This is a genomic window from Pseudomonas sp. S2_A02 (assembly GCF_054668495.1).
In genome coordinates this window covers 2,414,515-2,437,391 of record NZ_CP162776.1, presented here as the reverse complement: position 1 = coordinate 2,437,391, position 22,877 = coordinate 2,414,515, and the positions used below count along the sequence as shown (strand labels likewise).

Here is a 22,877-nt window from a genome sequence, read left to right as displayed (position 1 = left end):
GGAATATGAGAGGTGCGTTGTTTTTTGCACCGCCTCAGGTTTGTAGTCTCGTGGTGTAAGTCTTTGCTTACTCTTTCGTAAGTGTTCGTTATTTTTACACCCTCGCAGTTGTCTATTTAACTTGCGGCATTTGTTTATCTTATTGATTTTTATGATTATTTTTTTTGATTAACAATGTGTGGCAGGCGATTTCAGCGACAGAGGCCGATTGCTCTTAGTGGGGAATTCTCTAGTATCTGAACTGTGTCGACGGATAGACACGCCCTTCAAGGAAGAGGGGAACGGACATCGCAGGAAGCGGTTCATCAGGACGATGAAAAGGAACACAAGGAATAGGGAAAAAATGTGGGCGGGTCATACCGCCCCTTTTTTTTGCCTGCGGAAAAGCAAAAAGGCCCACAAGGGGCCTTTTCGGGAACGCGGTTTAATCAGCGTTCGAGGTCTTTGATCTTGCCTTTGACGCCATCCCACTCTTCGGCATCAGGCAACGATTCTTTCTTCTCGGTAATGTTCGGCCAGATTTCAGCCAGCTCAACGTTCAGCTGAATGAATTCCTGCATATCTTCTGGAACTTCATCTTCGGAGAAGATGGCCACGGCAGGGCATTCGGGTTCGCACAGTGCGCAGTCGATGCACTCATCCGGGTGAATCACCAGGAAGTTCGGGCCTTCGTAAAAGCAGTCCACCGGACAGACTTCTACGCAGTCGGTGTACTTGCACTTGATGCAGTTGTCGGTGACGACGAAGGTCATTTCTAATTCTCTCCTCAGGCGGCGGCAGCGGAGCCCCTTCAGGACGGGGTCGCCAGGTTCGGGAGCGATAGTCTGCAGGCCAGGCTATTAGCCTGCAGCATCCCAAACCGCGCGAGATTCTAACAGCTTGCAGGCAAGTGCGTTAGATCCGTGTCTTTAATGTATAGAGCATTTCGAGCGCACGACGCGGTGTCATGTCATCCAGATCAAGTTTGGCCAGTTCATCCAGTACCGGATGCGGCAGGCTGGCGAACATGTCGCTCTGCTGCGGCGCGGCCGGTTTGCCTTTGGCTGGCTTTGGAACTTCATGAGGCAGCGCTGTGGATTCCAGTCGGCTCAGATGCTCGCGAGCACGCACGATTACTTCGCTCGGCACGCCGGCCAACTGCGCAACCGCCAGGCCATAGCTCTGGCTGGCAGGCCCAGGCAACACGTGGTGCAGGAACACGATGCGTTCGTTGTGCTCGGTGGCATTGAGGTGCACGTTGGCCACCAGCGGCTGGGCTTCCGGCAGCACTGTCAGCTCGAAATAATGCGTGGCGAACAATGTGTAGGCCCGCAGTTGCGCCAGGCGCTCAGCCGCGGCCCAGGCCAGGGACAGACCGTCGAAGGTGCTGGTGCCGCGACCGACTTCGTCCATCAGCACCAGGCTGCGTTCGGTGGCGTTGTGCAGGATGTTCGCGGTTTCGCTCATTTCGACCATGAAGGTCGATCGTCCGCCCGCCAAGTCATCGCTGGAACCGATCCGGGTGAAGATTCGGTCTACCAAGGACAATTCGCAACTGGCTGCCGGCACGAAACTGCCGATATGCGCCAGCAGTACGATCAATGCGGTCTGACGCATGTAGGTGGATTTACCGCCCATGTTCGGACCGGTGATCACCAGCATGCGGGTATTGTCGTCAAGGCTCAGGTCGTTGGCCACGAACGGCGTGGTGAGTACTTGCTCGACCACCGGGTGACGACCCTGGGTGATGCGCATGCATGGCTCGCTGACGAAGCGCGGGCAGTTCAGGTCCAGATTCAGTGCACGCTCGGCGAGGTTGCTCAGCACGTCCAGTTCGGCCAGTGCGGCGGCCGTGTCTTGCAAGGGCGGCAACTGGGCGATCAAGTCTTCGAGCAGCGCTTCGTAGAGCATCTTCTCGCGAGCCAGGGCGCGGCTCTTGGCTGACAGCGCCTTGTCTTCGAACGCCTTTAGCTCTGGCGTGATAAAGCGCTCGGCACCTTTGAGGGTCTGCCGGCGAATATAATCCGCGGGCGCCGATTCGGCCTGCTTGCTCGGCAATTCGATGAAGTAACCGTGAATCCGGTTGTAGCCGACCTTCAAGTGGGACAGGCCGGTGCGGGCCTTCTCGCGCGCTTCGAGATCGATCAGGAACTGTCCGGCGTTTTCGCTGAGCGATTGCAGTTCGTCGAGTTCGCTGTCGTAACCGGTTTTCAACACGCCACCGTCACGGATGACTGCGGGCGGGTTGTCGATAATGGCTTTTTCCAGCAGCGCCGCCAGTTCCGGATAGGTGCTGGTGGTGGTGGCCAGTTGAATGATGTGCGGAGCCTCAAGCTCGGCCATCGCTACCTGCAACTCTGGCAGTGCACCGAGGGCATCTCGCAGACGCGCCAAGTCACGAGGACGGGCATTGCGCAGGCCGATCCGCGCCAGAATCCGCTCGATGTCACCGATCTCCTTGAGCTGCGGTTGCAGTTTCTCGAAGCGGTAACCATCGAGCAGGCAGGTAATCGAAGTCTGGCGCGCCAGCAATACGGTCAAATCCCGCAGCGGACGGTTCAGCCAGCGAGTCAGCAAGCGGCTGCCCATGGCGGTCTGGCAGCGATCGACCACCGATTGCAAGGTGTTGTCGCGACCACCGGCCAGGTTGGTATCCAGTTCCAGGTTGCGACGGCTCGCGCCATCCAGCACCACAGTGTCGTCCAGGCGTTCATGACGCAGGCTGCGCAAGTGCGGCAGGGCGGTGCGTTGGGTTTCCTTGGCGTAGCTGAGCAGGCAGCCAGCAGCGCCAATCGCCAGGGTCAGGTTCTCGCAGCCAAAACCTTTCAAGTCCTGGGTGGAAAACTGCTGGCAAAGACTTTTCAGCGCCGAATCACGCTCGAAATCCCACGGCGCACGGCGACGAACCCCACGGCGCTTTTCCGCCGGCAAATCTTTCGGCCAGTCATCCGGGATCATCAGCTCTACCGGATTGACCCGCTCCAGTTCCGCCAGCAGGTTTTCCCAGCCCTTGATCTCCAACACGGTGAAGTTGCCGCTGGTAATGTCCAGCACCGCCAGACCGAACAGACGCTCGTCACCCAGTACCGCCGCGATCAGGTTGTCCCGACGTTCATCCAGCAGCGCTTCATCGCTGACCGTGCCGGGGGTGATGATCCGCACCACCTGACGATCCACCGGGCCTTTGCTGGTGGCCGGGTCGCCGACCTGCTCACAAATCACCACCGACTCGCCGAGCTTTACCAGTTTCGCCAGGTAACCTTCCGCGGCGTGGTAAGGAATCCCACACATCGGAATCGCCTGACCCGCCGATTGCCCACGAGCCGTCAGGGTGATGTCCAGCAACTTGGCGGCCTTCTTCGCATCTTCATAGAAGATCTCGTAGAAGTCGCCCATGCGGTAGAACATCAGCTGGTCAGGGTGCTGGTTCTTCAGGCGCCAGTACTGCTGCATCATTGGCGTGTGGGAAGACAGATCGGAGAGGGCTTTATTCATCGGAAATTCAGGAAAACTCGTTGAAAGGTGTAGGGCAAAGGAGGGGGCATCGGCCCGGCTTTTCCGCGATGGGCGCAAGGTTAACATGGGCAGTCCGACCTACGCAGGCATGAAAGCTCCACGGCACATTTCTTCTGGCTATGCACGATCTATGCAAATCAGCATTTGTCTTCCGAAAAAAGATCAAGCACTATGCACGTTATGCAAAAACGCAATGTTTCTACCGTCTTAAGAGCGCTGCTCGATCAGCACGGGATCTCCCCCACGGAGCTTCACCGTCGCACCGGCGTGCCTCAATCCACTCTCTCGCGGATCCTCAGCGGGAAGATTGTCGATCCTTCGGATAAACATATTTCGAAGATTGCTGAATACTTCGCCGTGAGCACCGATCAGTTGCGTGGCCGTGTGGATGTCGCGCACGCCGCCAGCGCCGGGCGCGATGAGTCGCATTCGGAACTCAAGGACATAAGCCTGTGGGACGACGATACGCCAGTCGATGACGACGAGGTGTCGGTCCCCTTTCTTCGCGAGGTTGAATTGGCTGCTGGATCAGGAAGATTCGTCATCGAAGAAAGCGAGCGCTCTAGCCTGCGCTTCGGAAAACGCAGCTTGCGCCACAATGGTGTGCAGTTCGACCAGGCCAAATGCGTCACCGTGCGCGGCAACAGCATGTTGCCGGTGCTGCGCGATGGCGCCACCGTTGGCGTGAATGCCGGTAAATGCGGGATTGGCGACATCGTCGACGGCGACCTGTACGCCATCAACCACAACGGCCAGTTGCGGGTGAAACAGCTTTATCGCCTGCCGACGGGGATTCGCCTGCGCAGCTTCAATCGCGATGAGCATCCGGACGAGGACTACAGCTTCCAGGAAATCCAGGAAGAGCAAATTGTCATCCTCGGTCACGTCTTCTGGTGGGGCATGTACGCCCGTTAACCTCACCGCTGTCAGATAAAACCCGCTGCCCGGCGGGTTTTTTTTCGCCTGCCAAAAACCGCCAGCGCCGTTGTCTGTGGGGCTTTCATGCGTCCGTGCATTTTCAACGCATAAATAAATGCATTTATGCATTGACTGTATATGCATCCATGCATATTCTTTGTCTCAAGCCACTCAACAAAGCGGCTCGAAACGAAGCTCTTTAGTTCCACCACAAAGGCAGCGATGAACCGGCCTCAACGGTTCAGAGGGTTGGCAACTGACCCGGGTGTGCAGCGTAAAGCACCAGAAGCAGTTATCCGGCGGGCAGGGACCGCGGTCGGAAAAACAATTTGAATGGATCCGTACCGCGCCAGTAGCGCCGAAAGATCAACTTCCTTCAGGCCGTTGGCCAAGGAAGGCGAAGGACCGCATTACTGAAAAGCCCGGCCAAATGCCGGGCTTTTTGGAATGCCTACCTCAAGAGACATCGTTTGAACTCAACACACACATCACTCATCTATCACCCCCAGGAGGCGTGACATGACAAACGAGCAACAAGCGTTGCTGGACATGCCGATCTGGCTGGTCATCGTTCTCGCCCTGGTGGGCGGGGTATCCGGCGAAATGTGGCGCGCCGACAAGGAGGGCGCCCGTGGCTGGTCGCTGCTGCGGCGTCTGGCCCTGCGCTCCGGCGCCTGCATGATCTGCGGGGTCTCGGCCATCATGCTGCTGTACGCCGCCGGCGTGTCGATCTGGGCCGCAGGTGCGTTTGGCTGCCTGACGGCAATGGCCGGGGCGGACGTGGCCATCGGGCTTTACGAGCGTTGGGCGGCCAAGCGGATTGGCGTTTGTGAAGTTCCACCGCGTGATACGTCTCAGGATCATTGAGCCTTAATCTCATGGAGCGTCATCCACGGTGCATAGCGCACCGACCCGCAAGGACGCGGGTTTCCCACGGCCAGTACCGTTCACTCAAACCCGCCGCGGCGGGTTTTTTATTGCCCGGTGAGAACCATGAAAATCACAGACCTGATCAAGCAACTGCGCGATCAATGCCCAACCCTGACCAATCGAGTCGCTGCCGGCATCGACCTCGCCACGCTGCAAGCCAACACCCCGCTGCAGACCCCCTGCGCCTATGTGGTGCCGATCGCCGATCTGGCAAGCAAGAGCCTCGCGCAAAACCTGATGCTGCAACCGATCCGCGACCGCTTCGAAGTGACGCTGGTGCTCGACACCACGGACGCTACAAAAGCGCTGGATCTGTTGCATGACCTACGCGCCGAACTGTGGCGCGCGCTGGTGGGGTTCAAGCCTGGCGGTAGTTACGACGCCATCGAGTACGACGGTGGCGAACTGGTTTCCATCAACAGCAGCCGCGTGCTGTATCGCCTGCGCTTTTTTGCCGAATTCCAGCTCGGCCGCAATCTGCCAGGGCAACCGGCGGAAAGCTGGCACGAGCGTGAACTGGACGGCTTGTCGTCCTTTACCGGGGTCACCGTGCGGGTCGATGCGATCGATCCGGCGGACCCCAATCTGCAACGCCCAGGCCCCGACGGGCGCCTGGAACTGACTTTCTCTGGAGACGTAACCCCATGAGCAAACGCATCACCGTGCTGCCGGCCCCGGGCCGTGTTGTGCCGGACCCGGAAACGGGCGATCTGTTGCCCCTCGAGGGCCGTGAAGTGCCAGACAACGCCTGGTGGCGTCGACGTCTGGCCGATGGCGATATCACTACCAAAGCCGTGAAAGCGGCGAAACCACAGGGAGCCAAATAATGGCGATCGGATTCAGCAACATCCCCGCGGACATTCGTGTTCCGCTGTTCTACGCCGAAATGGACAACTCGGCCGCCAATAGCGCGTCGTCGGCCATGCGCCGCCTGATCGTTGCTCAGGTCAACGACAACATCGCACCGGCCGACGTCGGCAAACTGGTGCTGGTGTCCAGCGTGGCGCTGGCCAAAAGCATTGGCGGCCAAGGCTCGATGCTCGCCTCGATGTACGAAACCTGGCGCAAGACCGACCCGATCGGCGAGATCTGGTGCCTGCCGCTGCACAACACTGAAGGCAGCATTGCCAAAGGTGTGCTGACCCTGACCGGGGCGGCGACTCAAAGCGGTGTGCTCAACCTGTACGTCGGCGGCGTTCGCGTTCAAGCGGCTATCGTCAACGGTGCCACTGCGGAGCAAGCGGCCACGGCCCTGGCGCTGAAAATCAATGCCTCCGCCGATCTGCCGGTCAGCGCTGCAGCGGTCGAAGGTGTGGTCACCCTGAGCGCCAAATGGACGGGCGACAGCGGCAATGACATCAGCCTGCAATTCAATCGCCTGGGCAAGAGCAATGGCGAAGAAACCCCGGCTGGGCTGACCTCGGCCATCACTGCCATGACCGGCGGCGCCGGTGTGCCGGATCAAGTGGCCGCCGTGGCGGCGCTGGGCGATGAACCGTTCGAGTTCATCTGCATGCCGTGGTCGGATCTGTCGACCCTCATCACCTGGCAAGCCGTCATGGATGACAGCACCGGTCGTTGGTCCTGGGCCAAACAATTGTTCGGTCACGTCTACAGCGCCAAGCGCGGCACCATCGGCACTCTGGTGGCGGCCGGTCAGGCGCGTAACGACCAGCACATGACCATTCAGGCGCTGGAACCGGGCGTACCGCAACCGTTGTGGGTGCAGGCCGCTGCACTGGCTGCACGCACCTCGGTGTTTATCTCTGCCGACGCCAGCCGTCCAACCCAAAGCGGCAGCCTGCCGGGTCTCGACCCGGCACCGGCGAGCGAGCGTTTCACCCTGACCGAGCGTCAGTCGCTGCTCAATTACGGCATCGCCACCGCGTACTACGAAGGCGGCTACGTGCGCATTCAGCGTTCGATCACCACCTATCAGAAGAACGCCTACGGCCAGGCAGACAACTCCTACCTGGACAGTGAAACCATGCACCAGTCGGCGTTCATCGTGCGTCGTCTGCAAAGTGTGATCACCAGCAAATACGGTCGCCACAAGCTGGCTTCCGACGGCACCCGTTTTGGCGCCGGCCAGCCGATCGTCACCCCGAGCACCATTCGCGGTGAGCTGATCGCCCAGTACGCCAAGCTCGAACTGGAAGGCCACGTGGAAAACGCCGAGCTGTTCGCCGAACACTTGATCGTCGAGCGCGATGTTCAGGACCCGAGCCGGGTCAACGTGCTGTTCCCGCCGGATTACATCAACGGCCTGCGCGTGTTCGCGCTGCTCAACCAGTTCCGTCTGCAGTACGACGACGCAGCCTGATCGCTGCCTTTTGACTGTGTGATTTCAGCCCACCTCGCGTGGGCTTTTTATTTGAAGGGAGAAACACCATGGGTCAACTGATTGCGGGCACCTGCTACGTCAAAGTGGACGGCGCTCAACTGACCATCAACGGCGGCTGCGAAGCTCCATTGATGGCCGTTAAACGGGAAACCGTCGTGCCGGGCTTCTACAAGGAAACCGACATCGCGCCGTCGTTCAAAGTGACGGCGCTGCACACCGCGGACTTCCCGCTCAAGCAACTGATCGCCGGCACTGACATGACCGTCACCTGCGAATTCAGCAACGGCAAAGTCTACGTATTGGCCGGCGCCTACCTGGTGGAAGAACCGGTATCCAAAGGCGATGACGCCACCATCGAACTGAAATTCGAAGGCATCAAGGGGACCTGGCAATGAGCAACGCCGTGAAGCTTCACGTTGCGATCGAAGCCCACGGCGAACCCTTGACCGAACTCAACCTACGCCGTCCGACGGTGCAGGAAGTGCGGGCGATCAAGGCGCTGCCGTACAAGATCGACAAGAGCGAAGAGGTCAGCCTCGACATGGACGTCGCGGCCAAATACATCGCCGTGTGCGCCGGCATCCCGCCGTCGTCGGTCAACCAGCTGGATCTGGCTGACCTCAACGCGCTGAGTTGGGCCGTCGCGAGTTTTTTCATGAGTGCGGCGTCGGAGCCATCACCGACCTGATCGCAGTCGCCTATGACCTGGCCTGGTTCTGGAAGGTTGACCCCGAACAGATGATGGCCAGGCCACTGGATGTGCTCCGCGAATCGCTGGAGCACGCGCAACGGATCAATGCGATGCAGCAGGTGCAGTGATGGCGAACATACAACAAAGCATGAGCCTGACGAACATTCAGACCACGGTGAACATGTCCGTGGTCGTGATTAATGCCCAGAAGCTGGACACCCAGCTCAAGGGCATCAAGGCCAGGATTGGCGCATTCAAGAAAAGCATCGAGGACAGTCTTGGCACTCTCGATGCGGGTGCTTTCATCAGTGGGGGCGGGCTGCTGGAACCCTTCATCAACGGCATCAAAAAGGCAATCAAGGCAGAAGATGAACTCGAGGGAAAATCCAATAAAACCACAACGCTGAAAGCACCTGAGGTATCGCTCGGTAATACAGCGACCAACCTCAAGCAGTTCAACGATGCGGTAGACGGTATTTCCTTGAAAATGGGACAGGCGCTGCTGCCGGCCGTCAACAGTGTGGTCACCGGCCTGATGCCGTTGATTACCACCGTTGGCGAATTTGTCGCCAATAACCCTGCGCTGATCGAAGGGTTGGCGGCGGCAGCCGTGGCCTTCACGGTGGTCACCGCAGGGGCCATGGGACTCGTTGCTGTGATGGGGCTGCTGACTTCGCCGATTGGCATCGTCGCGGCAGTGATTGCCCTGACAGCGGGTTTGATGGTGGCTTACTGGAAGCCGATATCGGGATTCTTCAAAGGTATCTGGCAAGCGATGCAAGGGGCGGCGGAGTCGACGTTTGCAGCGTTCCAGAGCCTTTTCAACTGGAAGCCGCTCGAGGCGTTGAAGGAGGCTTGGGCGCCGGTCAGCGGTTTCGTTTCCGCGTTATGGGAATCGATCTACGACACGACTACGCAGGCCTGGGCAGGCTTTCGGGGGATCTTCGAGTGGTCGCCCGAAGCGTCGATAGAAGCGGCGTGGGCACCGATCAGTGGTTTTTTCAGTTCGCTCTGGCAGGAAATTAAAAATCTGTCCGCACCGATCGGCGATTTCTTCAAGACGCTGTTTTCCTGGCATCCGTTCGTCATCGTTGCCAGCAATTGGCAGCCGTTGGAGGGGTTGTTTTCCGCGGTCTGGGATTTGCTCAGGGCCTTGGCGGTGCCGGCGATGAGTTTTCTCAAGAAGCTCTTTGACTGGAACGTGCTGGATAAAGCCGCCAGCGCCTGGCAACCGGTGGTTGCGTTCTTTTCGGCGACCTGGGATGTGCTTTGTGCGCTGGCCGCGTTGACGGTCGATTCTTTCAAAGGCCTGTTCGACTGGTCGCCGACGCAGATGTTTCGTGCCGCCTGGGACCCGGTGAGCAATTACTTCTCGGGGATGTGGCAGAACCTGCAAGTGCAGGCGCAACCGATGGTGGACTATTTCAAGGGACTCTTTGATTGGTCACCCCTGGACATGTTCAAGGCAGGTTGGGAGCCGATCACCGAATGGTTCTCCACTTGGTGGGGCAAACTGCAAGACCTGCTCGCGCCGATCAAGGACATGTTCAACGGTGGCTTTGGCGGATTCATTGCCAGTGTTACCGGCAAGGTCGAAGGCCTGACCGCGGCGCAACAGAAAACCAACGCCGAAGGCAAGGGTGAGCTCGCACCTGCGTTCTTTGGTGCCAGCAATGATGCGACGTTGCTGCCGAACAACCTGGCCCAAGGCTCCAACGCCTTGGTGCAGCAAACCGCCGCCAACAATCGCACGCAACTCGAAGGCGGTCTCACCGTGCGTTTCGACAATGCACCACAGGGCTTGCGTGTCGATCAGGCACAGACCAATCAACCGGCGCTGGCGATGAATTCGCGCATCGGCTATCGCTCACTGTCTCTGGGAGGTTCCAATGAACTGGCGTGACCGTTTGTTGCCGGCATCCTTTCGCGGTGTCGGTTTCTGGGTCGATCAGGCGAAAACACCGGTCGGCCACAAGGGCCAGTTACACGAGTATCCACAACGCGATCAGCCGTTTTTCGAGGGCCTTGGGCAGCAGGCGAAGATCCATGATCTGACGGCATTCATTGTCGGCGCCGATTGCCTGGAGCAGCGCGACAAACTGCTCAAGGCGCTGGAGCAGGGCAGTGGTGAACTGGTCCATCCGTGGTTGGGGCGGATGCAAGTGAAGGTCGGCGAATGCGACATGACCCAGACCCGCCAGGACGGCGGGCTGGTGACCTTTGCCCTGAAGTTCTATCCCGATCAACCCCTGCAGTTTCCGACGGCCACGGTCAGCACGCAAAAGATGCTGCTGTTATCGGCGGACACGCTGCTGGGCTCGGCGGTGGCCCGTTTCGAACAGGCCATGACCCTGATCAAGGCCGCGCGGATCGGCATCGCCAATCTGCGCAACAGCCTGACAGGGGTCTATGAAGTGATCCAGGAACAGCTCAAACCGTTGATCGAGCAGTACCGGCAAATCAGCGATCTGGTCAAAGCGGTCAAGGAATTGCCCAAGGAAGTGGTCGCGGAATTCAAGGGACTGCTCGGTGACATCAAGGAGCTCAAGGACTTCGCCAAAGAGGGTTATCGTGGCGTGATTGCCAACGTTTCCCAGCAGATCGAAGCCATCCGCAAGGCCGATGCACCGAAGCTCACCACCGGCAAGGACACCACGGCGGCGGCGCAAGCCATGGCCGATCTGGTGCAGGACACGCTGCTGGTGAAGGTGGCTCAATGGGTCGCCTCGATGCCTGTGGCGTCGACGCCGGTGAAACTGACCTCGCAGCCGTCGCTGGACCATCAGACCGTGCAACCGGTCACCCGCCAGGAAGTGCCAGTCACCGACGATTTGCAGTTGCTGCAAAAGGAGTTGAACGAAGCGATCCAACTGGCACTGAACAAGGCCAGCCCCGCGCACTATCAGGCCATCAACGATCTGAAGCAGAACTTGAATGCGCACCTCAAAGCGGTGGCGTCGTCCGGCGTGCGGCTGGTCAGTAAATCCTTTCAGGAGAGCTTGCCTGCCGTCGTCGTCGCCTATCGGCAATTTGCCGATGCCACGCGGGTCACGGAAGTGACTCAACGCAACGGTGTTGCCCATCCGGGGTTCCTGCCGCCGAACGATGTGAAAGTCTCCGGGGAGTGAACCATGAACGACATGGATAACCGGGTCACCCTGACCGTCGGCGGCCTGGAATACGGTGGCTGGAAAAGCGTGGAAATCACGGCGGATCTGGAGCGGCAGTTCCGCACCTTCAAACTCAATATCACCTGGCAATGGCCGGGGCAGACCGTGGACAAACGGATCCAGCCCGGTGACGCCTGTGAAGTGCGCATCGGCCAGGATCTGGTGCTGACCGGGTATGTGTTCAAGGCGCCGATCAGTTACGACGGGCGGCAGATCAGCCTGAACATCGAAGGCAGTTCCTGCACCCAGGATCTGGTGGATTGCGCCGCGACCAACCGCCCGAACCAATGGCATGAGCAATCGCTGTTGAGCATCGTCGAAGCGCTGGCGATCACCTACAAGGTCTTTGTGGTCAGCGAAATTCCCGAGACCGCCCGGCTCAGCAGTCACACCATTGTGCCGGGGGAAACGGTGTTTCAATCCATCGACCGCTTGCTGACATTGTTCCGGGTATTTTCTACCGATGATGCCCAGGGCCGGCTGGTACTGGCCCGGCCTGGTAGTGGTGGCCGGGCCAGCGATGCGCTGGAGTTGGGCAAAAATATTCTGTCGGCCAATGCGCCAATGGATTACAGCCAGGTGTTCTCCGAATACCGGGTAATCGGTCAACACAAGGGCACGGACAAGAAGAGCGGGGCAGCGGTCAGCGAGGTTGAATCGGTGTCCGCCGACCTGAGCTACAAGCGTCGGCGGGTCACGGTGATCAACGAAGGCATGCAGCTCAATCCCGATCTCGCCTTGCAACGGGCCAACTGGGAAAGCGCCACCCGCGTGGGCAAGGCCAAGGCCACCACCTATCAGGTGCAGGGCTGGCGGCAATCGAACGGCGATCTGTGGCGTCATAACACGCAGGTCAGGGTCAAGGATCCGGTGCTGGGATTTGATGACGACATGCTGATCTCCAAGGTGACCTACTCGCTGTCGGCGCAAGGTTCGGTCACCACCCTGCAAGTCGCACCGCCACATACCTTCGACGCCAATCCCGAGCCACCGAAGAAAACCTGAGCCCGACACTTACTCTGAATGGTATCTGGAATGCCAATGCTGTGAACAACGCCGAACCCTGTGGGAGCGGGCTTGCCCGCGAAAGCGGTGTTCGCAGCAACACTCCTTTACCTGACATACCGCCATCGCGGGCAAGCCCGCTCCCACAGGTTTGTCTGTGTTTTCGCCGACTCTTGAGGACCCCCAATGAGCCTACTGACACGCCTCCTGGCGCGCGGCACTGTCGTGCTCGCCAACTCGGCCACCAAGCTTCAATCGCTGCAAATGCGCCTCACCGCCGGTGAAGTGAACGACGACATGGAGCACTTCGAACCCTACGGTTTCACCAGCAATCCGCTGGCCGGCGCCGAAGGTATCGCCACCTTTCTGGGCGGTGATCGCTCTCACGCCATCGTGCTGGTGGTCGCCGACCGTCGCTATCGCCTCCAATCCCTGGCCGCTGGCGAAGTGGCGATCTACACCGATGAAGGCGACAAAATTCACTTCAAGCGTGGGCGGATCATCGACATCGAAACCGCCACCCTGAACATCCGCGCCAGCAGCGCCGTGAACATCGACACACCAACCCTGACCCAGACCGGCAAGATCGTCTCCAAGGGCGATCAGATTGCCGGCGGCATCAGCCAGATCAAACACGTGCATGTCGGCGTTCAAGCGGGCAACGGCCAGACCGGCGTACCGGCAGGAGGGCAGTGATGTTTATCAGCCAAAAACTCCACGCCGCACTGACCCGTTCAGTGCTGATCAGCCTGTTCACCTGGCGCCGCGCCGCCGATGACGATGCCCTCGACGACGAAGAACGTTTCGGCTGGTGGGGCGACACCTTTCCTACGGTGGCCGACGACCGCATCGGTTCGCGGCTGTGGCTGCTGCGTCGGGTCAAGCTGACCCGACAAACCCAGATGGACGCCGAGTTCTATGCCCGCGAAGCCCTGCAATGGCTGATCGACGATGGCCATTGCAGCGCCATCGACATCATCAGCGAACGCCTCGACGCCCAGCGCCTGAACCTGCGCACGGTCCTGACCCTGGCCGACGGCGAGCGCCTGGACATCAACCCTGATAACAGTTGGCAGGTGATCTATGCCGTTTGAAACCCCTTCGCTGCCGGTGCTGATCAAGCGCACCCAAAGCGACCTGGCCAGCGATTCGCTGCGCCAGTCCGATGCGCAAGTGCTCGCCCGAACCCTCGGTGGCGCCGCCTATGGCTTGTATGGCTACCTGGACTGGATCGCCGAGCAGATCCTCCCGGACAAGGCCGATGAATCGACCCTGGAACGGATCGCCGCACTGCGTCTGAACCAACCGCGCAAACCCGCACAAGCGGCCAGCGGCAGCGTCAGCTTCACCGCCAGCGCCGGTGCCGTGCTGGACGTCGACACCCTGCTGCAATCGAGCGACGGTCGCACCTACAAAGTCACCGCCGCTCGCACCGCCAGCAACGGCCTCAACAGCACCACCATCGCCGCGCTCGAGGCCGGCAGCCTGGGTAATGCCGAGGCCGGTCTGGCGCTGATTCCGGTGCAGCCGATCGCCGGTATCGTCGGCAACAGCTTTACCGTGCTGGCGCCAGGGCTTAGCGGCGGTGTGGCGCGGGAAAGCCTGGAGTCGCTGCGCTCGCGGGTGATCCGCTCCTACCGCATCATCCCTCACGGCGGTTCGGCGCAAGACTACGAAACCTGGGCCCTCGAATGCTCGGGCGTGACTCGCGCCTGGTGCCGTGGCGGTTTGTTGGGACCGGGCACGGTCAGCCTGTTCATCATGCGTGACGACGACCCGCAACCGGTGCCGAACGATGAACAACTGGCCGAAGTCCAGGCCTACATCGAGCCTCTGCGCCCGGTCACCGCCGAAGTGCATGTGCAGGGGCCGGTTCAGGTGCCCGTCGTCTATCACCTCACCGTGAATCCCGACACCACAGCCGTACGCGCGGCAGTCGAAGCGCAATTGCGCGACCTGCATAACCGCGAAGCCGACCTGGGGGTGTCCTTGCTGGTGAGTCACATCCGCGAAGCCATCAGCAGCGCCAGTGGTGAATACGACCACACACTCACGTCGCCCGTCGCCGATGTCCCCGCCAACAAAAGTGAACTGCTGACGTTCGGAGGTTGCGTATGGGGGGCATAAGAACCGCCGCGCAATACCACGCGCAACTGCGCAGCCTGTTGCCCAGCGGCCCGGCTTGGGACCCTGAGAGGGTTCCGGAACTTGAAGAAGTCCTCGAAGGCGTCGCCCAGGAACTGGCCCGCCTCGACGCCCGCGCTGCCGACCTGCTCAACGAAATGGACCCGGCCGGCGTCAGCGAACTGGTGCCCGACTGGGAACGGGTGATGAACCTGCCCGACCCGTGCCTCGGCGCCACCCCCTTGTTCGACGACCGCCGCCTCGCGGTACGTCGCCGCTTGCTCGCGGTCGGCAGCCAAGCCGTCGGCTACTACCTGGAAATCGCCAAAAGCCAGGGTTACCCGAACGCCACCATCACCGAGCTGGAAGCCCCACGCATGGGGCGCTCGCGATTCGGTACGGCGCACTGGGGCACCTGGGAAGCGCAGTTCATGTGGACGCTGAATACCGGTGGGCGATTGCTGCTGGGCCGGCGTTTTGGCGCGAGTTATTGGGGGGAGCGGTTTGGCGTGAACCCAGGCTCGGCACTGGAATGCATGATCCATCGCAGCGCACCGGCGCATACCAAGGTGCACATCAATTATGACTAGGGAGTAGAGGGATGGATTATCCGAAAAGTGTGCCCAGCGCCGGGTTGGTGAATGGGAAGTTTGTGGATGAGAACCCGTTGACCGGGACGCCGGGGTCGTTGATTCCGGCGGATTGGGGGAATGGGGTGACGCAGGAGATTGTGAACGTCATCAAGGCAGGGGATCTGACCCCGGATGAGACGAAGTACGATCAGTTGCTGCAAGCCATTCAGAGCGTATCGGCCAAGGGGTGGAATCTGGATTCGGCATTGCCGATCGGCTCGCTGCCGACGGCTACGGTGGCAACGGCGGACGGGCGTTTGGCGGTGACCCCGGCGGCAGTTTCGACCAGTGGCGGCCGGGTGTCGATTCCGGCGGGGGTATTGGTCAGCATTGGCCAGGAAGTCGTCGCGGGGCAATTGGGCAGAGCGCGGACGTTCACCACCCAAGCGTGGAGCAGTGATTTGCTGCCGACCTCCAGCTACTTTCTGCGGGCGCAGGTGATTGGTGGTGCGCTGACGTTTTACATGCAACGCGGAACGATCTATGACGCCGCGCCCGAAGGTTTGAAGGGCTCTGTCAATGGCGGGGCGGGGGGCGGTTTTCAGTCCACACCGCTGGATATCTGCATTGCATGGGTGATGACGGCTGCGCCGGGTTCCGTGCCGATCATCAGGCCGCTCTACAACCGTAACCGGTTGGCGTGGACGCAAACCGTCAACGGCAACGGTGTGGTTTACCTGCCTCTGGATCCTCATGCCCGGGCGGCACGTCTGGTGGTGGGGAACCCGACGCCTTCGGCGACGGAGATCTCCGGCGTGTCGTTTGCGCCAACAGGTTGGGTTGGCGGCAACTATTGCTTTCTCTCACCGGCGCTGACCACCAGCTCCAATCACGATGGTGGTTGGGCGAACTCGATGCCGTGCGTGATCTTTACCAATAACTTTGTCAACGACGCCACGGTCACGACCCTGACCGCCAGTTTCGATCATTCGCAATTGCGCTCGTTGTGGCAGTCCTACCAGGCCGAACACCTGCTCGGTTCGACCAGCGCCGTCAGCGATGAATTGCTGTTCAGTATGGGGATCAAGAACCACCCCGTGTCTGATTACGCCACTGGAATCGCGGTCAACTTCTCGGCGGCAGTCAATGTCAGTCTTTCTTGGGAGTTGATTCGATGAACGTTATTCAAGAGCTCCATCAGTTCGAGGACGGTCTGCGTCCCGCACAGCCTTCTGCCGTCCATGACTGGGACGGTGAAAAATGGGTTCTGGACGCCGTGAAAGTCGCCCAGCTGGAGCAACAGGAAACCGAACGCCTGTGCGCCAAAGTCGATGCGGCTGCAGACAAAGCACGCATTGCTCTGGCCGGTGATCCACTCAAAGCCATTGAGTACGCGCAAGCCGCCGTCGACGCCCAAACCTATAAGGATGCGGGCTACCCGAAAAAAGACGTGCCGATGGCCGTCTCCGCATGGGTCGTTAAAGGCCGCACAGCCAAACAGGCCGCCGAGCAGATCCTGAGTAAAGCCGCACAGCTGAGCGACAACTTACTCACCCTGCGCACATTGCGTCTCAAGGCCAAAACGCAAATCCGCGCGCACGCGGCCAAGGGCAAGATCGATCTGGCCCGTAGCGTTGGCGATGAAGCGTTGGTGGCTATTCGTGAATTCGTCAGCGGCTTGGCTGACTAGGCAAAAGCCATTCAATTCCCCTTTTCAGGCCCACGTATTCGTAGGCTTTTTTCTTGAAAAAACCGTGGGCGTGATTGCACCGCTAATCGCGTCGACACGGCCCATTTGTTATTTCAGAGGAATGAAAGACGTATGGATTATCCAAAAAACGTGCCCAGCGTCGGGCTGGTCAATGGCCAGTTCGTTGATGAAAACCCGGTGGCCGGGACACCGGGGTCGTTGATTCCGGCGGTATGGGGAAACAGTGTTACGCAAGAGATTGTGAGTGTGATTGAAGGTGGCGGCTTGGCTCCCTCCGAAGTGGACAATAATCAACTGCTCAAGGCTATCCTGGCGATTATTGGCAAGACCAATCCGATGCGCTCAGTAATCACGCGGCTAGCCGCATCAAAAGCTCTGACCGCCGAAGAACTTGGTCTTGTGTTGATTGATGCCAGTTCCGGTACCGCCACCGTCAGTCTGCCGCCCGCTAATGTTGCTTTGGGCGTGCGCGATGTCATCGTCAGACGTGTTGATAACAATGGCAATCGCCTCGTTATCCAGGCTATTGGCACTGACCGAATCCGCTTCCATACCCATCTCTCAGCGGTTGGTTATCCGTTTCTGGTGTTGATGGGCGGTGGGGATTGGTGGCATCTACGCAGTGATGGCGCCGGGAGTTGGTGGCCGGTTGGGCGATTCGATAACACTCCGTTGGGACGACCATTCTTTGAGACAACCACCCTGTTGAGCCCAGGTGGCTATGGCGCGCTCAATGGCACGGTCATGAAACGTGCCGAGTGGCCTTGGCTCTGGGATCACGCACAGCAATCGGGAATGCTCGGCACTGAAGCTACTCGGGCGGGTAATGAAGGAAAATGGACCGCCGGTGATGGTGCCCTGACCTTTCGAGGGCCTGAAGGACGAGGAGAGTTTTTAAGGGTTTTGGACGAAGGTCGTTCAGTAGACGCCGGAAGGGCTATGGGGACTTTTCAACCCGGCACGGTTCATTCCTATGCGATGGGGGCTAACGGTGGTGGCGCGGTGGGCTCGCGATGGTCCGATAGTCTTACTGCATTTGGCGCCGATACCCGTGAGGAATCTCAATATGTAGGAGGATTGGCAAATGGTGGTCCTATTTTTCCCGCGGGAACCGTTTACCAGCAAGATACGGCCAATACCTTGCTCTACTCTTTCAAATCCCGACCCCGCAACATCGCCTATCCCGGCCGTATAAAACTTATTTGAGGTGTTCATGTTTTATTATTTATTTGATAACTCGGGCGCCTTGTCGGGGCCTGTAGAGTTTCCGGTCACTCCGGGTATTGGTATTCAACTGCCGAGTAATGCCCTTGAACTTTCATTTGAGTTACCTCCTGCCGAAAGCGGTCGCGCCTGGGCGCTGGTGAACAATGTTCCTCGGGAAGTAATCGATCGGCGTGGTTCGGTTTATCGCAAGGAAGGTGGGGCTCAACAGTTTTGGAGTGAGCTCGGAGAGTTGCCGGAAGTTTTTACAATCGAACCATGGCCTGGTGATTACTACGTCTGGCATGACAATGGCTGGAAACTTGATGATATTGCGCGCCTGTCCGATATCAAAAATCAGGTCCTGGCCAAGCGTGACACTTTTCTTCGTGATGCAGTTTTGCGTATAGCGCCACTTCAATATGCCGAGGATATCGGTGATGCCTCTCACGATGAACAGTTGGCCCTGATTGAGTGGAAACTCTACAGCGTCGAGCTGAACCGTATTGAGCAACAAACGAGTTTCCCAGCGGAGATCGTCTGGCCTCTCGCTCCTGGCTCGATCAAGAAATAGTCAACGTTTTATCAGTTACGGGGATAGCAGTTTCCCGCAGCCTGGGGTAAGGGGGATGACGCAAGAAATTCTGAATCTCATCTATGTCGCGGGCTGACGCGCTTACCGCTGAAAGCTTTCCAACAATAACCGCCCGACCGAAGGCCGCCAGCCTGTCTGGCATGTGTTTTGTCAGAAAATGTTAATTTGAGGATCGGAAGATGGATTATCCAAAGAGTGTTCCCAGCGCGGGTTTGGTGAATGGGAGGTTTGTGAATGAGAACCCCATAACCGGATCGGCCGGGTCATTGATTCCCGCGCAGTGGGGCAATGCAGTCAGTGAAGAAATGATTAGTGTCATTCAATCTGCCGGGCTGGTGCCAGATGAGCAGGACAACACTCAACTGAGCGCGGCGATCGCCATTAAAGTGGCAGACAGCATTATCCCTGTCGCGTCCCAACAGGAAGCAGAGACAGGCATCGATAATGCAAAACGGATGACTTCCTTAAGAGTCTTTCAAGCCATCGCTAAAAATGTTACGCAGGCAACCGAGACCATTGCGGGTGTGGCGAAAACAGCAAGTCTGGCCCAAACCAATGAGGGAGCGAATGAAGCAACGATAGTAACGCCAAAAAACTTGCGCTTCGGCTTTGCTATCAGCCTCACGACTAACGGATATATCGTTTTTCCATCGTGGCTTGGAGGTCTGATCATTCAATGGATCGGGACTTCAACGCTCGGCATTCAAGGCGCCTATTCAAGTTTTACGCTTGCATTTCCAAATGCCTGTTTTGGAGTGTTTCCTACTACCCTGAATGGTTCTGCTCCAGCAAGTGTATCGTTGGGACCTAAGACTCTGACGGGGTTCACTTTGTACTCATCGATGCTGCCATGCGGTTTCGGTGCCATCGCTATAGGGCGTTAAGGGGGAATAATGAAACGTTTTTATAGCCAATCCACGGGTTGTATTTATTTGTCTGGATTGCATACGAAGATGCCAAACGATGCGGTGCCTATTACTCAAGAGCGCTTTCTGGCAGTTATTGGGGACCCGAAGCCTGGCAAAGATCGCAGTCACGATGCCGATGGTTTGCCGATTCTGATCGATTCCGCTCCGGCGACCGAGTTTGAACTGATAGCCTCGGCGCGTAGATGGCGTGACGAACAACTTGTGGCCACTCAATGGCTGGTTGATCGGGATCGGGATGAGGAGGCCGCTAGTGTGCCGCTTACTTTGACCACTGATGATTTCCATGACCTGCTGGATTATCGGCAGGCGTTACGTGATTGGCCCATGACCTCTGGTTTTCCAAAAGAGGCCAGTAAACCATTGACCCCGGATTGGTTGGTACAGACACTCAGCGGAGTATGAGTGATGCCCCTCACCCAACAGAAGTTATTGCAGATACTCCCCAACGCCCGCACCCAAGCGGGCGTTTTCATTTCCGCCCTGAACACCGCCATGTCTCACCGCAACATCAACACCCCCAAACGCATCGCCGCCTTCCTCGCGCAAGTCGGTCACGAATCAGGGCAGTTGCAGTACGTACGAGAACTGGGCAGTACTCAATACCTGAGCAAATACGACACCGGCACGCTGGCCGCCCGTTTGGGCAACACTCCAGAACCCGACGGCGACGGTCAAAAATACCGTGGCCGTGGCTTGATCCAGATCACCGGCCTTAACAACTACCGGCAATGCAGTTTCGGCCTGTTTGGCGATGAACGTCTGCTGTCTCTGCCTGAACTGCTGGAACAACCCCAATGGGCGGCCGAATCAGCGGCATGGTTCTGGGAGCAGAATGGCTTGAATGAATTGGCCGACCGCGGCCAGTTTAATAGCATCACTCGCCGTATCAACGGTGGGTTGAACGGCTTGCAGGATCGTCTGGAAATCTGGGCGCGGGCGAGGGCGGTGCTGTGCCAGCCTTCGGTCTGATCGGCTGGCGACTGATCGGTCTGCTGGTGCTGGCCGGTTGTTCGGCGGCATTGGCCTGGCAGCTTCAGGATTGGCGCTACGGCCGGCAACTGGCGGAGCAGGCCAGGCTGTACGCCGAGACCCTTAATCAACTGACTCTGGCCGCGGCTACCCGGCAACAGACCGAGCAGGACAAGCGCCTGGCCCTGGAACAACGGCTGTCGGCCAGTGAGCAAACCCATTATCGAGCGCTTAGCGATGCCGAACGTGATCAAGGTCGCCTGCGTGATCGTCTTGCCACTGCTGATGTGCGCTTGTCAGTCTTCCTTGATGCCAATGACGCTGCCTCAGCCTGTGCAGTGCCAGCCGCCTCCGGCACCAGCGGAGTGGATCATGGCGCCCCGCGAGCCCGACTTGACCCGGCGCATGCTCAACGAATTATCGCCATCACCGACGCAGGCGATAGCGGACTGATTGCCCTGCAGGCGTGTCAGGCCTATGTCAGAGCCCTCGCTCGCTAACATTTTGATCGATCCTGAACCTTGCAAGCGTGATCGGCTCGTGTACGGTAGGCCTCATTCCGCTCGATCAGGAGAGAGCCGTGAAAGATATCACTCAGCTGGCCGCTGAACTTGGCAGACGCTTGCAGGTTCTCAATGCCCACGTCACCACTGCCGAATCCTGTACCGGGGGCGGGATTGCCGAGGCGATCACCCGAATTCCCGGGAGTTCGGCATGGTTCGAGGCCGGTTATGTCACGTACTCCAACCGCCAGAAAGTCCAGCAATTGGACGTCCCGCCCGAGTTGTTTCCAACGGTCGGGGCGGTCAGTCGCGAGGTGGTCGAGGCCATGGTTCGCGGTGCGCAGGAAAAAAGCCGGGCGCGTTTTGCCGTGGCGGTCAGCGGTGTAGCCGGGCCGGATGGCGGTTCGCCGAACAAGCCTGTGGGCACGGTGTGGCTGGCCTGGGGCGTCGGTGAGCAGGTGTTCAGCGAGGTACAGTACTTTCCCGGTAACCGTGACGAGGTCCGCCGACAAACGGTGAAGGCCGCGCTAGAGGGGCTGCTGCGGCATGCCGCTGGAGAAATCTCAAATCAGGGGTAGGCGATCCTGAAACGCTGTGGAATAATACTGGCTACTTATACAGGTGTTGGCCGTCAGGCCTTATTGATTACGTGAGGACTTTAATGGACGACAACAAGAAGAAAGCCTTGGCTGCGGCCCTGGGTCAGATCGAACGTCAATTCGGCAAGGGTGCCGTAATGCGTATGGGCGATCAGGACCGTCAGGCGATCCCGGCTATTTCCACTGGCTCTCTGGGTCTGGACATCGCGCTCGGCATTGGCGGTCTGCCAAAAGGCCGTATCGTTGAGATCTACGGTCCTGAATCCTCCGGTAAAACCACCCTGACACTGTCGGTGATCGCCCAGGCTCAAAAAGCCGGCGCGACCTGCGCATTCGTCGACGCCGAACACGCCCTCGACCCTGAGTACGCCGGCAAACTGGGCGTCAACGTCGACGACCTGCTGGTTTCCCAGCCGGACACCGGCGAGCAGGCCCTGGAAATCACCGACATGCTGGTGCGTTCCAATGCGGTTGACGTGATCATCGTCGACTCCGTGGCCGCACTGGTGCCAAAGGCTGAAATCGAAGGCGAAATGGGCGACATGCACGTGGGCCTGCAAGCCCGTCTGATGTCCCAGGCGCTGCGTAAAATCACCGGTAACATCAAGAACGCCAACTGCCTGGTGATCTTCATCAACCAGATCCGTATGAAAATCGGCGTGATGTTCGGCAGCCCGGAAACCACCACCGGTGGTAACGCGCTGAAGTTCTATGCATCGGTTCGTCTGGACATCCGCCGTACTGGCGCGGTGAAAGAAGGTGATGAAGTCGTCGGTAGCGAAACCCGCGTCAAAGTCGTGAAGAACAAAGTAGCTTCGCCGTTCCGTCAGGCCGAGTTCCAGATTCTTTACGGCAAGGGCATCTACCTCAACGGTGAGATGATCGACCTGGGTGTTCTGCACGGTTTCGTCGAGAAATCCGGTGCCTGGTATGCCTACGAAGGCACCAAGATCGGTCAGGGCAAGGCCAACTCGGCCAAGTTCCTGGCGGACAACCCGGAGATCGCCGCGAAACTTGAGAAGCAACTGCGTGACAAGTTGCTGACCCCAGCGCCGGACGTCAAAGCATCGCCAGTCAAAGAGACGGCTGATGACCTGGCTGACGCTGATATCTGATTGA

Annotated in this window: 27 protein-coding genes; 25 read left to right on the top strand and 2 right to left on the bottom strand. The window is 58.8% G+C overall.

Annotation, left to right across the window (positions count from 1 at the left end; genetic code table 11):
- Positions 1-428: 428 nt before the first annotated feature.
- Both fdxA and mutS read right to left on the bottom strand, forming a co-directional pair.
- A complete protein-coding gene (fdxA, locus tag AB4O41_RS11275; RefSeq protein ID WP_003222178.1) occupies positions 429-752 on the bottom strand; it encodes a ferredoxin FdxA in 324 nt (107 codons plus the stop codon).
- Between the two features lie 142 nt (positions 753-894).
- Positions 895-3,474: a DNA mismatch repair protein MutS gene (mutS, locus tag AB4O41_RS11270; RefSeq protein ID WP_460147772.1), complete on the bottom strand. Its 2,580-nt coding sequence runs from the start codon at positions 3,472-3,474 to the stop codon at positions 895-897.
- A 201-nt stretch (positions 3,475-3,675) separates the two neighbouring features.
- On the opposite strand from mutS, the gene AB4O41_RS11265 reads away from it, so the two are divergent.
- From AB4O41_RS11265 to recA, 25 genes are all read left to right on the top strand, one after another.
- The gene (locus tag AB4O41_RS11265) at positions 3,676-4,410 is read left to right on the top strand and encodes a LexA family transcriptional regulator (protein WP_460148330.1); all 735 of its coding nucleotides are present in this window, start codon (positions 3,676-3,678) and stop codon (positions 4,408-4,410) included.
- Between the two features lie 522 nt (positions 4,411-4,932).
- A complete protein-coding gene (locus tag AB4O41_RS11260; RefSeq protein WP_038979169.1) occupies positions 4,933-5,280 on the top strand; it encodes a phage holin family protein in 348 nt (115 codons plus the stop codon).
- A 126-nt stretch (positions 5,281-5,406) separates the two neighbouring features.
- Positions 5,407-5,991, top strand: coding sequence for a phage tail terminator protein (locus tag AB4O41_RS11255; protein ID WP_460147771.1), 585 nt, complete (start codon positions 5,407-5,409; stop codon positions 5,989-5,991).
- Entirely contained in the window at positions 5,988-6,170 is a 183-nt protein-coding gene (locus tag AB4O41_RS11250; protein WP_460147770.1) for a DUF2635 domain-containing protein, read from the top strand. Before AB4O41_RS11255 ends, AB4O41_RS11250 begins: the two co-directional genes overlap by 4 nt.
- Positions 6,170-7,666 (top strand): phage tail sheath subtilisin-like domain-containing protein, encoded by a 1,497-nt coding sequence (locus AB4O41_RS11245; protein ID WP_460147769.1) that lies wholly within the window; start codon positions 6,170-6,172, stop codon positions 7,664-7,666. Before AB4O41_RS11250 ends, AB4O41_RS11245 begins: the two co-directional genes overlap by 1 nt.
- A gap of 68 nt (positions 7,667-7,734) precedes the next feature.
- Positions 7,735-8,082: a phage tail tube protein gene (locus AB4O41_RS11240; protein ID WP_007907215.1), complete on the top strand. Its 348-nt coding sequence runs from the start codon at positions 7,735-7,737 to the stop codon at positions 8,080-8,082.
- Positions 8,079-8,375 carry a phage tail assembly protein gene (locus AB4O41_RS11235; RefSeq protein WP_038979172.1) on the top strand — a complete coding sequence of 99 codons (297 nt, stop codon included), beginning with the start codon at positions 8,079-8,081 and terminating at the stop codon, positions 8,373-8,375. Before AB4O41_RS11240 ends, AB4O41_RS11235 begins: the two co-directional genes overlap by 4 nt.
- Complete coding sequence (locus AB4O41_RS11230) at positions 8,321-8,506, top strand: hypothetical protein (protein WP_105340307.1); 186 nt, start codon at positions 8,321-8,323, stop codon at positions 8,504-8,506. Before AB4O41_RS11235 ends, AB4O41_RS11230 begins: the two co-directional genes overlap by 55 nt.
- A complete protein-coding gene (locus AB4O41_RS11225; RefSeq protein WP_460147768.1) occupies positions 8,506-10,281 on the top strand; it encodes a phage tail tape measure protein in 1,776 nt (591 codons plus the stop codon). The genes AB4O41_RS11230 and AB4O41_RS11225 overlap by 1 nt, the downstream gene beginning before the upstream one ends.
- Positions 10,268-11,506 (top strand): DNA circularization protein, encoded by a 1,239-nt coding sequence (locus tag AB4O41_RS11220; RefSeq protein ID WP_460147767.1) that lies wholly within the window; start codon positions 10,268-10,270, stop codon positions 11,504-11,506. The genes AB4O41_RS11225 and AB4O41_RS11220 overlap by 14 nt, the downstream gene beginning before the upstream one ends.
- Positions 11,507-11,509: 3 nt before the next feature.
- Entirely contained in the window at positions 11,510-12,553 is a 1,044-nt protein-coding gene (locus AB4O41_RS11215; protein WP_460147766.1) for a phage baseplate assembly protein, read from the top strand.
- A gap of 186 nt (positions 12,554-12,739) precedes the next feature.
- Positions 12,740-13,249: a phage baseplate assembly protein V gene (locus AB4O41_RS11210; RefSeq protein WP_460147765.1), complete on the top strand. Its 510-nt coding sequence runs from the start codon at positions 12,740-12,742 to the stop codon at positions 13,247-13,249.
- Positions 13,249-13,647 carry a phage GP46 family protein gene (locus tag AB4O41_RS11205; RefSeq protein ID WP_460147764.1) on the top strand — a complete coding sequence of 133 codons (399 nt, stop codon included), beginning with the start codon at positions 13,249-13,251 and terminating at the stop codon, positions 13,645-13,647. Before AB4O41_RS11210 ends, AB4O41_RS11205 begins: the two co-directional genes overlap by 1 nt.
- The gene (locus tag AB4O41_RS11200; RefSeq protein WP_460147763.1) at positions 13,637-14,680 is read left to right on the top strand and encodes a baseplate J/gp47 family protein; all 1,044 of its coding nucleotides are present in this window, start codon (positions 13,637-13,639) and stop codon (positions 14,678-14,680) included. Before AB4O41_RS11205 ends, AB4O41_RS11200 begins: the two co-directional genes overlap by 11 nt.
- A complete protein-coding gene (locus AB4O41_RS11195) occupies positions 14,668-15,267 on the top strand; it encodes a YmfQ family protein (protein ID WP_460147762.1) in 600 nt (199 codons plus the stop codon). The genes AB4O41_RS11200 and AB4O41_RS11195 overlap by 13 nt, the downstream gene beginning before the upstream one ends.
- 11 nt (positions 15,268-15,278) lie before the next feature.
- Positions 15,279-16,427 (top strand): phage tail protein, encoded by a 1,149-nt coding sequence (locus AB4O41_RS11190; protein WP_460147761.1) that lies wholly within the window; start codon positions 15,279-15,281, stop codon positions 16,425-16,427.
- The gene (locus AB4O41_RS11185) at positions 16,424-16,939 is read left to right on the top strand and encodes a phage tail protein (protein WP_460147760.1); all 516 of its coding nucleotides are present in this window, start codon (positions 16,424-16,426) and stop codon (positions 16,937-16,939) included. Before AB4O41_RS11190 ends, AB4O41_RS11185 begins: the two co-directional genes overlap by 4 nt.
- A 132-nt stretch (positions 16,940-17,071) precedes the next feature.
- Positions 17,072-18,166, top strand: coding sequence for a phage tail protein (locus AB4O41_RS11180; protein WP_460147759.1), 1,095 nt, complete (start codon positions 17,072-17,074; stop codon positions 18,164-18,166).
- Between the two features lie 7 nt (positions 18,167-18,173).
- The gene (locus tag AB4O41_RS11175) at positions 18,174-18,737 is read left to right on the top strand and encodes a tail fiber assembly protein (protein WP_460147758.1); all 564 of its coding nucleotides are present in this window, start codon (positions 18,174-18,176) and stop codon (positions 18,735-18,737) included.
- Positions 18,738-18,937: 200 nt separating this feature from the next.
- Positions 18,938-19,642 (top strand): gp53-like domain-containing protein, encoded by a 705-nt coding sequence (locus AB4O41_RS11170; RefSeq protein ID WP_460147757.1) that lies wholly within the window; start codon positions 18,938-18,940, stop codon positions 19,640-19,642.
- Between the two features lie 9 nt (positions 19,643-19,651).
- The gene (locus tag AB4O41_RS11165; protein WP_460147756.1) at positions 19,652-20,089 is read left to right on the top strand and encodes a phage tail assembly chaperone; all 438 of its coding nucleotides are present in this window, start codon (positions 19,652-19,654) and stop codon (positions 20,087-20,089) included.
- Between the two features lie 3 nt (positions 20,090-20,092).
- Complete coding sequence (locus tag AB4O41_RS11160) at positions 20,093-20,656, top strand: glycoside hydrolase family 19 protein (RefSeq protein WP_460147755.1); 564 nt, start codon at positions 20,093-20,095, stop codon at positions 20,654-20,656.
- Positions 20,638-21,156 carry a lysis protein gene (locus AB4O41_RS11155; RefSeq protein WP_460147754.1) on the top strand — a complete coding sequence of 173 codons (519 nt, stop codon included), beginning with the start codon at positions 20,638-20,640 and terminating at the stop codon, positions 21,154-21,156. The genes AB4O41_RS11160 and AB4O41_RS11155 overlap by 19 nt, the downstream gene beginning before the upstream one ends.
- 80 nt (positions 21,157-21,236) lie before the next feature.
- On the top strand, positions 21,237-21,737 hold the full coding sequence (locus AB4O41_RS11150) for a CinA family protein (RefSeq protein WP_460147753.1): 501 nt from the start codon (positions 21,237-21,239) through the stop codon (positions 21,735-21,737).
- Between the two features lie 83 nt (positions 21,738-21,820).
- The gene (recA, locus tag AB4O41_RS11145) at positions 21,821-22,873 is read left to right on the top strand and encodes a recombinase RecA (RefSeq protein WP_007907270.1); all 1,053 of its coding nucleotides are present in this window, start codon (positions 21,821-21,823) and stop codon (positions 22,871-22,873) included.
- Positions 22,874-22,877: the final 4 nt, after the last annotated feature.

Coding starts and splice junctions, on each gene's coding strand:
- AB4O41_RS11170 (WP_460147757.1), top strand. CDS start 18,938: ATGGATTATCCAAAGAGTGTTCCCAGCGCGGGTTTGGTGAATGGGAGG.
- AB4O41_RS11260 (WP_038979169.1), top strand. CDS start 4,933: ATGACAAACGAGCAACAAGCGTTGCTGGACATGCCGATCTGGCTGGTC.
- AB4O41_RS11240 (WP_007907215.1), top strand. CDS start 7,735: ATGGGTCAACTGATTGCGGGCACCTGCTACGTCAAAGTGGACGGCGCT.
- AB4O41_RS11225 (WP_460147768.1), top strand. CDS start 8,506: ATGGCGAACATACAACAAAGCATGAGCCTGACGAACATTCAGACCACG.
- AB4O41_RS11215 (WP_460147766.1), top strand. CDS start 11,510: ATGAACGACATGGATAACCGGGTCACCCTGACCGTCGGCGGCCTGGAA.
- AB4O41_RS11165 (WP_460147756.1), top strand. CDS start 19,652: ATGAAACGTTTTTATAGCCAATCCACGGGTTGTATTTATTTGTCTGGA.
- AB4O41_RS11265 (WP_460148330.1), top strand. CDS start 3,676: ATGCAAAAACGCAATGTTTCTACCGTCTTAAGAGCGCTGCTCGATCAG.
- AB4O41_RS11190 (WP_460147761.1), top strand. CDS start 15,279: ATGGATTATCCGAAAAGTGTGCCCAGCGCCGGGTTGGTGAATGGGAAG.
- AB4O41_RS11245 (WP_460147769.1), top strand. CDS start 6,170: ATGGCGATCGGATTCAGCAACATCCCCGCGGACATTCGTGTTCCGCTG.
- AB4O41_RS11200 (WP_460147763.1), top strand. CDS start 13,637: ATGCCGTTTGAAACCCCTTCGCTGCCGGTGCTGATCAAGCGCACCCAA.
- AB4O41_RS11185 (WP_460147760.1), top strand. CDS start 16,424: ATGAACGTTATTCAAGAGCTCCATCAGTTCGAGGACGGTCTGCGTCCC.
- AB4O41_RS11235 (WP_038979172.1), top strand. CDS start 8,079: ATGAGCAACGCCGTGAAGCTTCACGTTGCGATCGAAGCCCACGGCGAA.
- AB4O41_RS11220 (WP_460147767.1), top strand. CDS start 10,268: ATGAACTGGCGTGACCGTTTGTTGCCGGCATCCTTTCGCGGTGTCGGT.
- AB4O41_RS11255 (WP_460147771.1), top strand. CDS start 5,407: ATGAAAATCACAGACCTGATCAAGCAACTGCGCGATCAATGCCCAACC.
- AB4O41_RS11160 (WP_460147755.1), top strand. CDS start 20,093: ATGCCCCTCACCCAACAGAAGTTATTGCAGATACTCCCCAACGCCCGC.
- AB4O41_RS11210 (WP_460147765.1), top strand. CDS start 12,740: ATGAGCCTACTGACACGCCTCCTGGCGCGCGGCACTGTCGTGCTCGCC.
- mutS (WP_460147772.1), bottom strand. CDS start 3,474: ATGAATAAAGCCCTCTCCGATCTGTCTTCCCACACGCCAATGATGCAG.
- AB4O41_RS11195 (WP_460147762.1), top strand. CDS start 14,668: ATGGGGGGCATAAGAACCGCCGCGCAATACCACGCGCAACTGCGCAGC.
- AB4O41_RS11180 (WP_460147759.1), top strand. CDS start 17,072: ATGGATTATCCAAAAAACGTGCCCAGCGTCGGGCTGGTCAATGGCCAG.
- recA (WP_007907270.1), top strand. CDS start 21,821: ATGGACGACAACAAGAAGAAAGCCTTGGCTGCGGCCCTGGGTCAGATC.
- AB4O41_RS11250 (WP_460147770.1), top strand. CDS start 5,988: ATGAGCAAACGCATCACCGTGCTGCCGGCCCCGGGCCGTGTTGTGCCG.
- AB4O41_RS11205 (WP_460147764.1), top strand. CDS start 13,249: ATGTTTATCAGCCAAAAACTCCACGCCGCACTGACCCGTTCAGTGCTG.
- AB4O41_RS11175 (WP_460147758.1), top strand. CDS start 18,174: ATGTTTTATTATTTATTTGATAACTCGGGCGCCTTGTCGGGGCCTGTA.
- fdxA (WP_003222178.1), bottom strand. CDS start 752: ATGACCTTCGTCGTCACCGACAACTGCATCAAGTGCAAGTACACCGAC.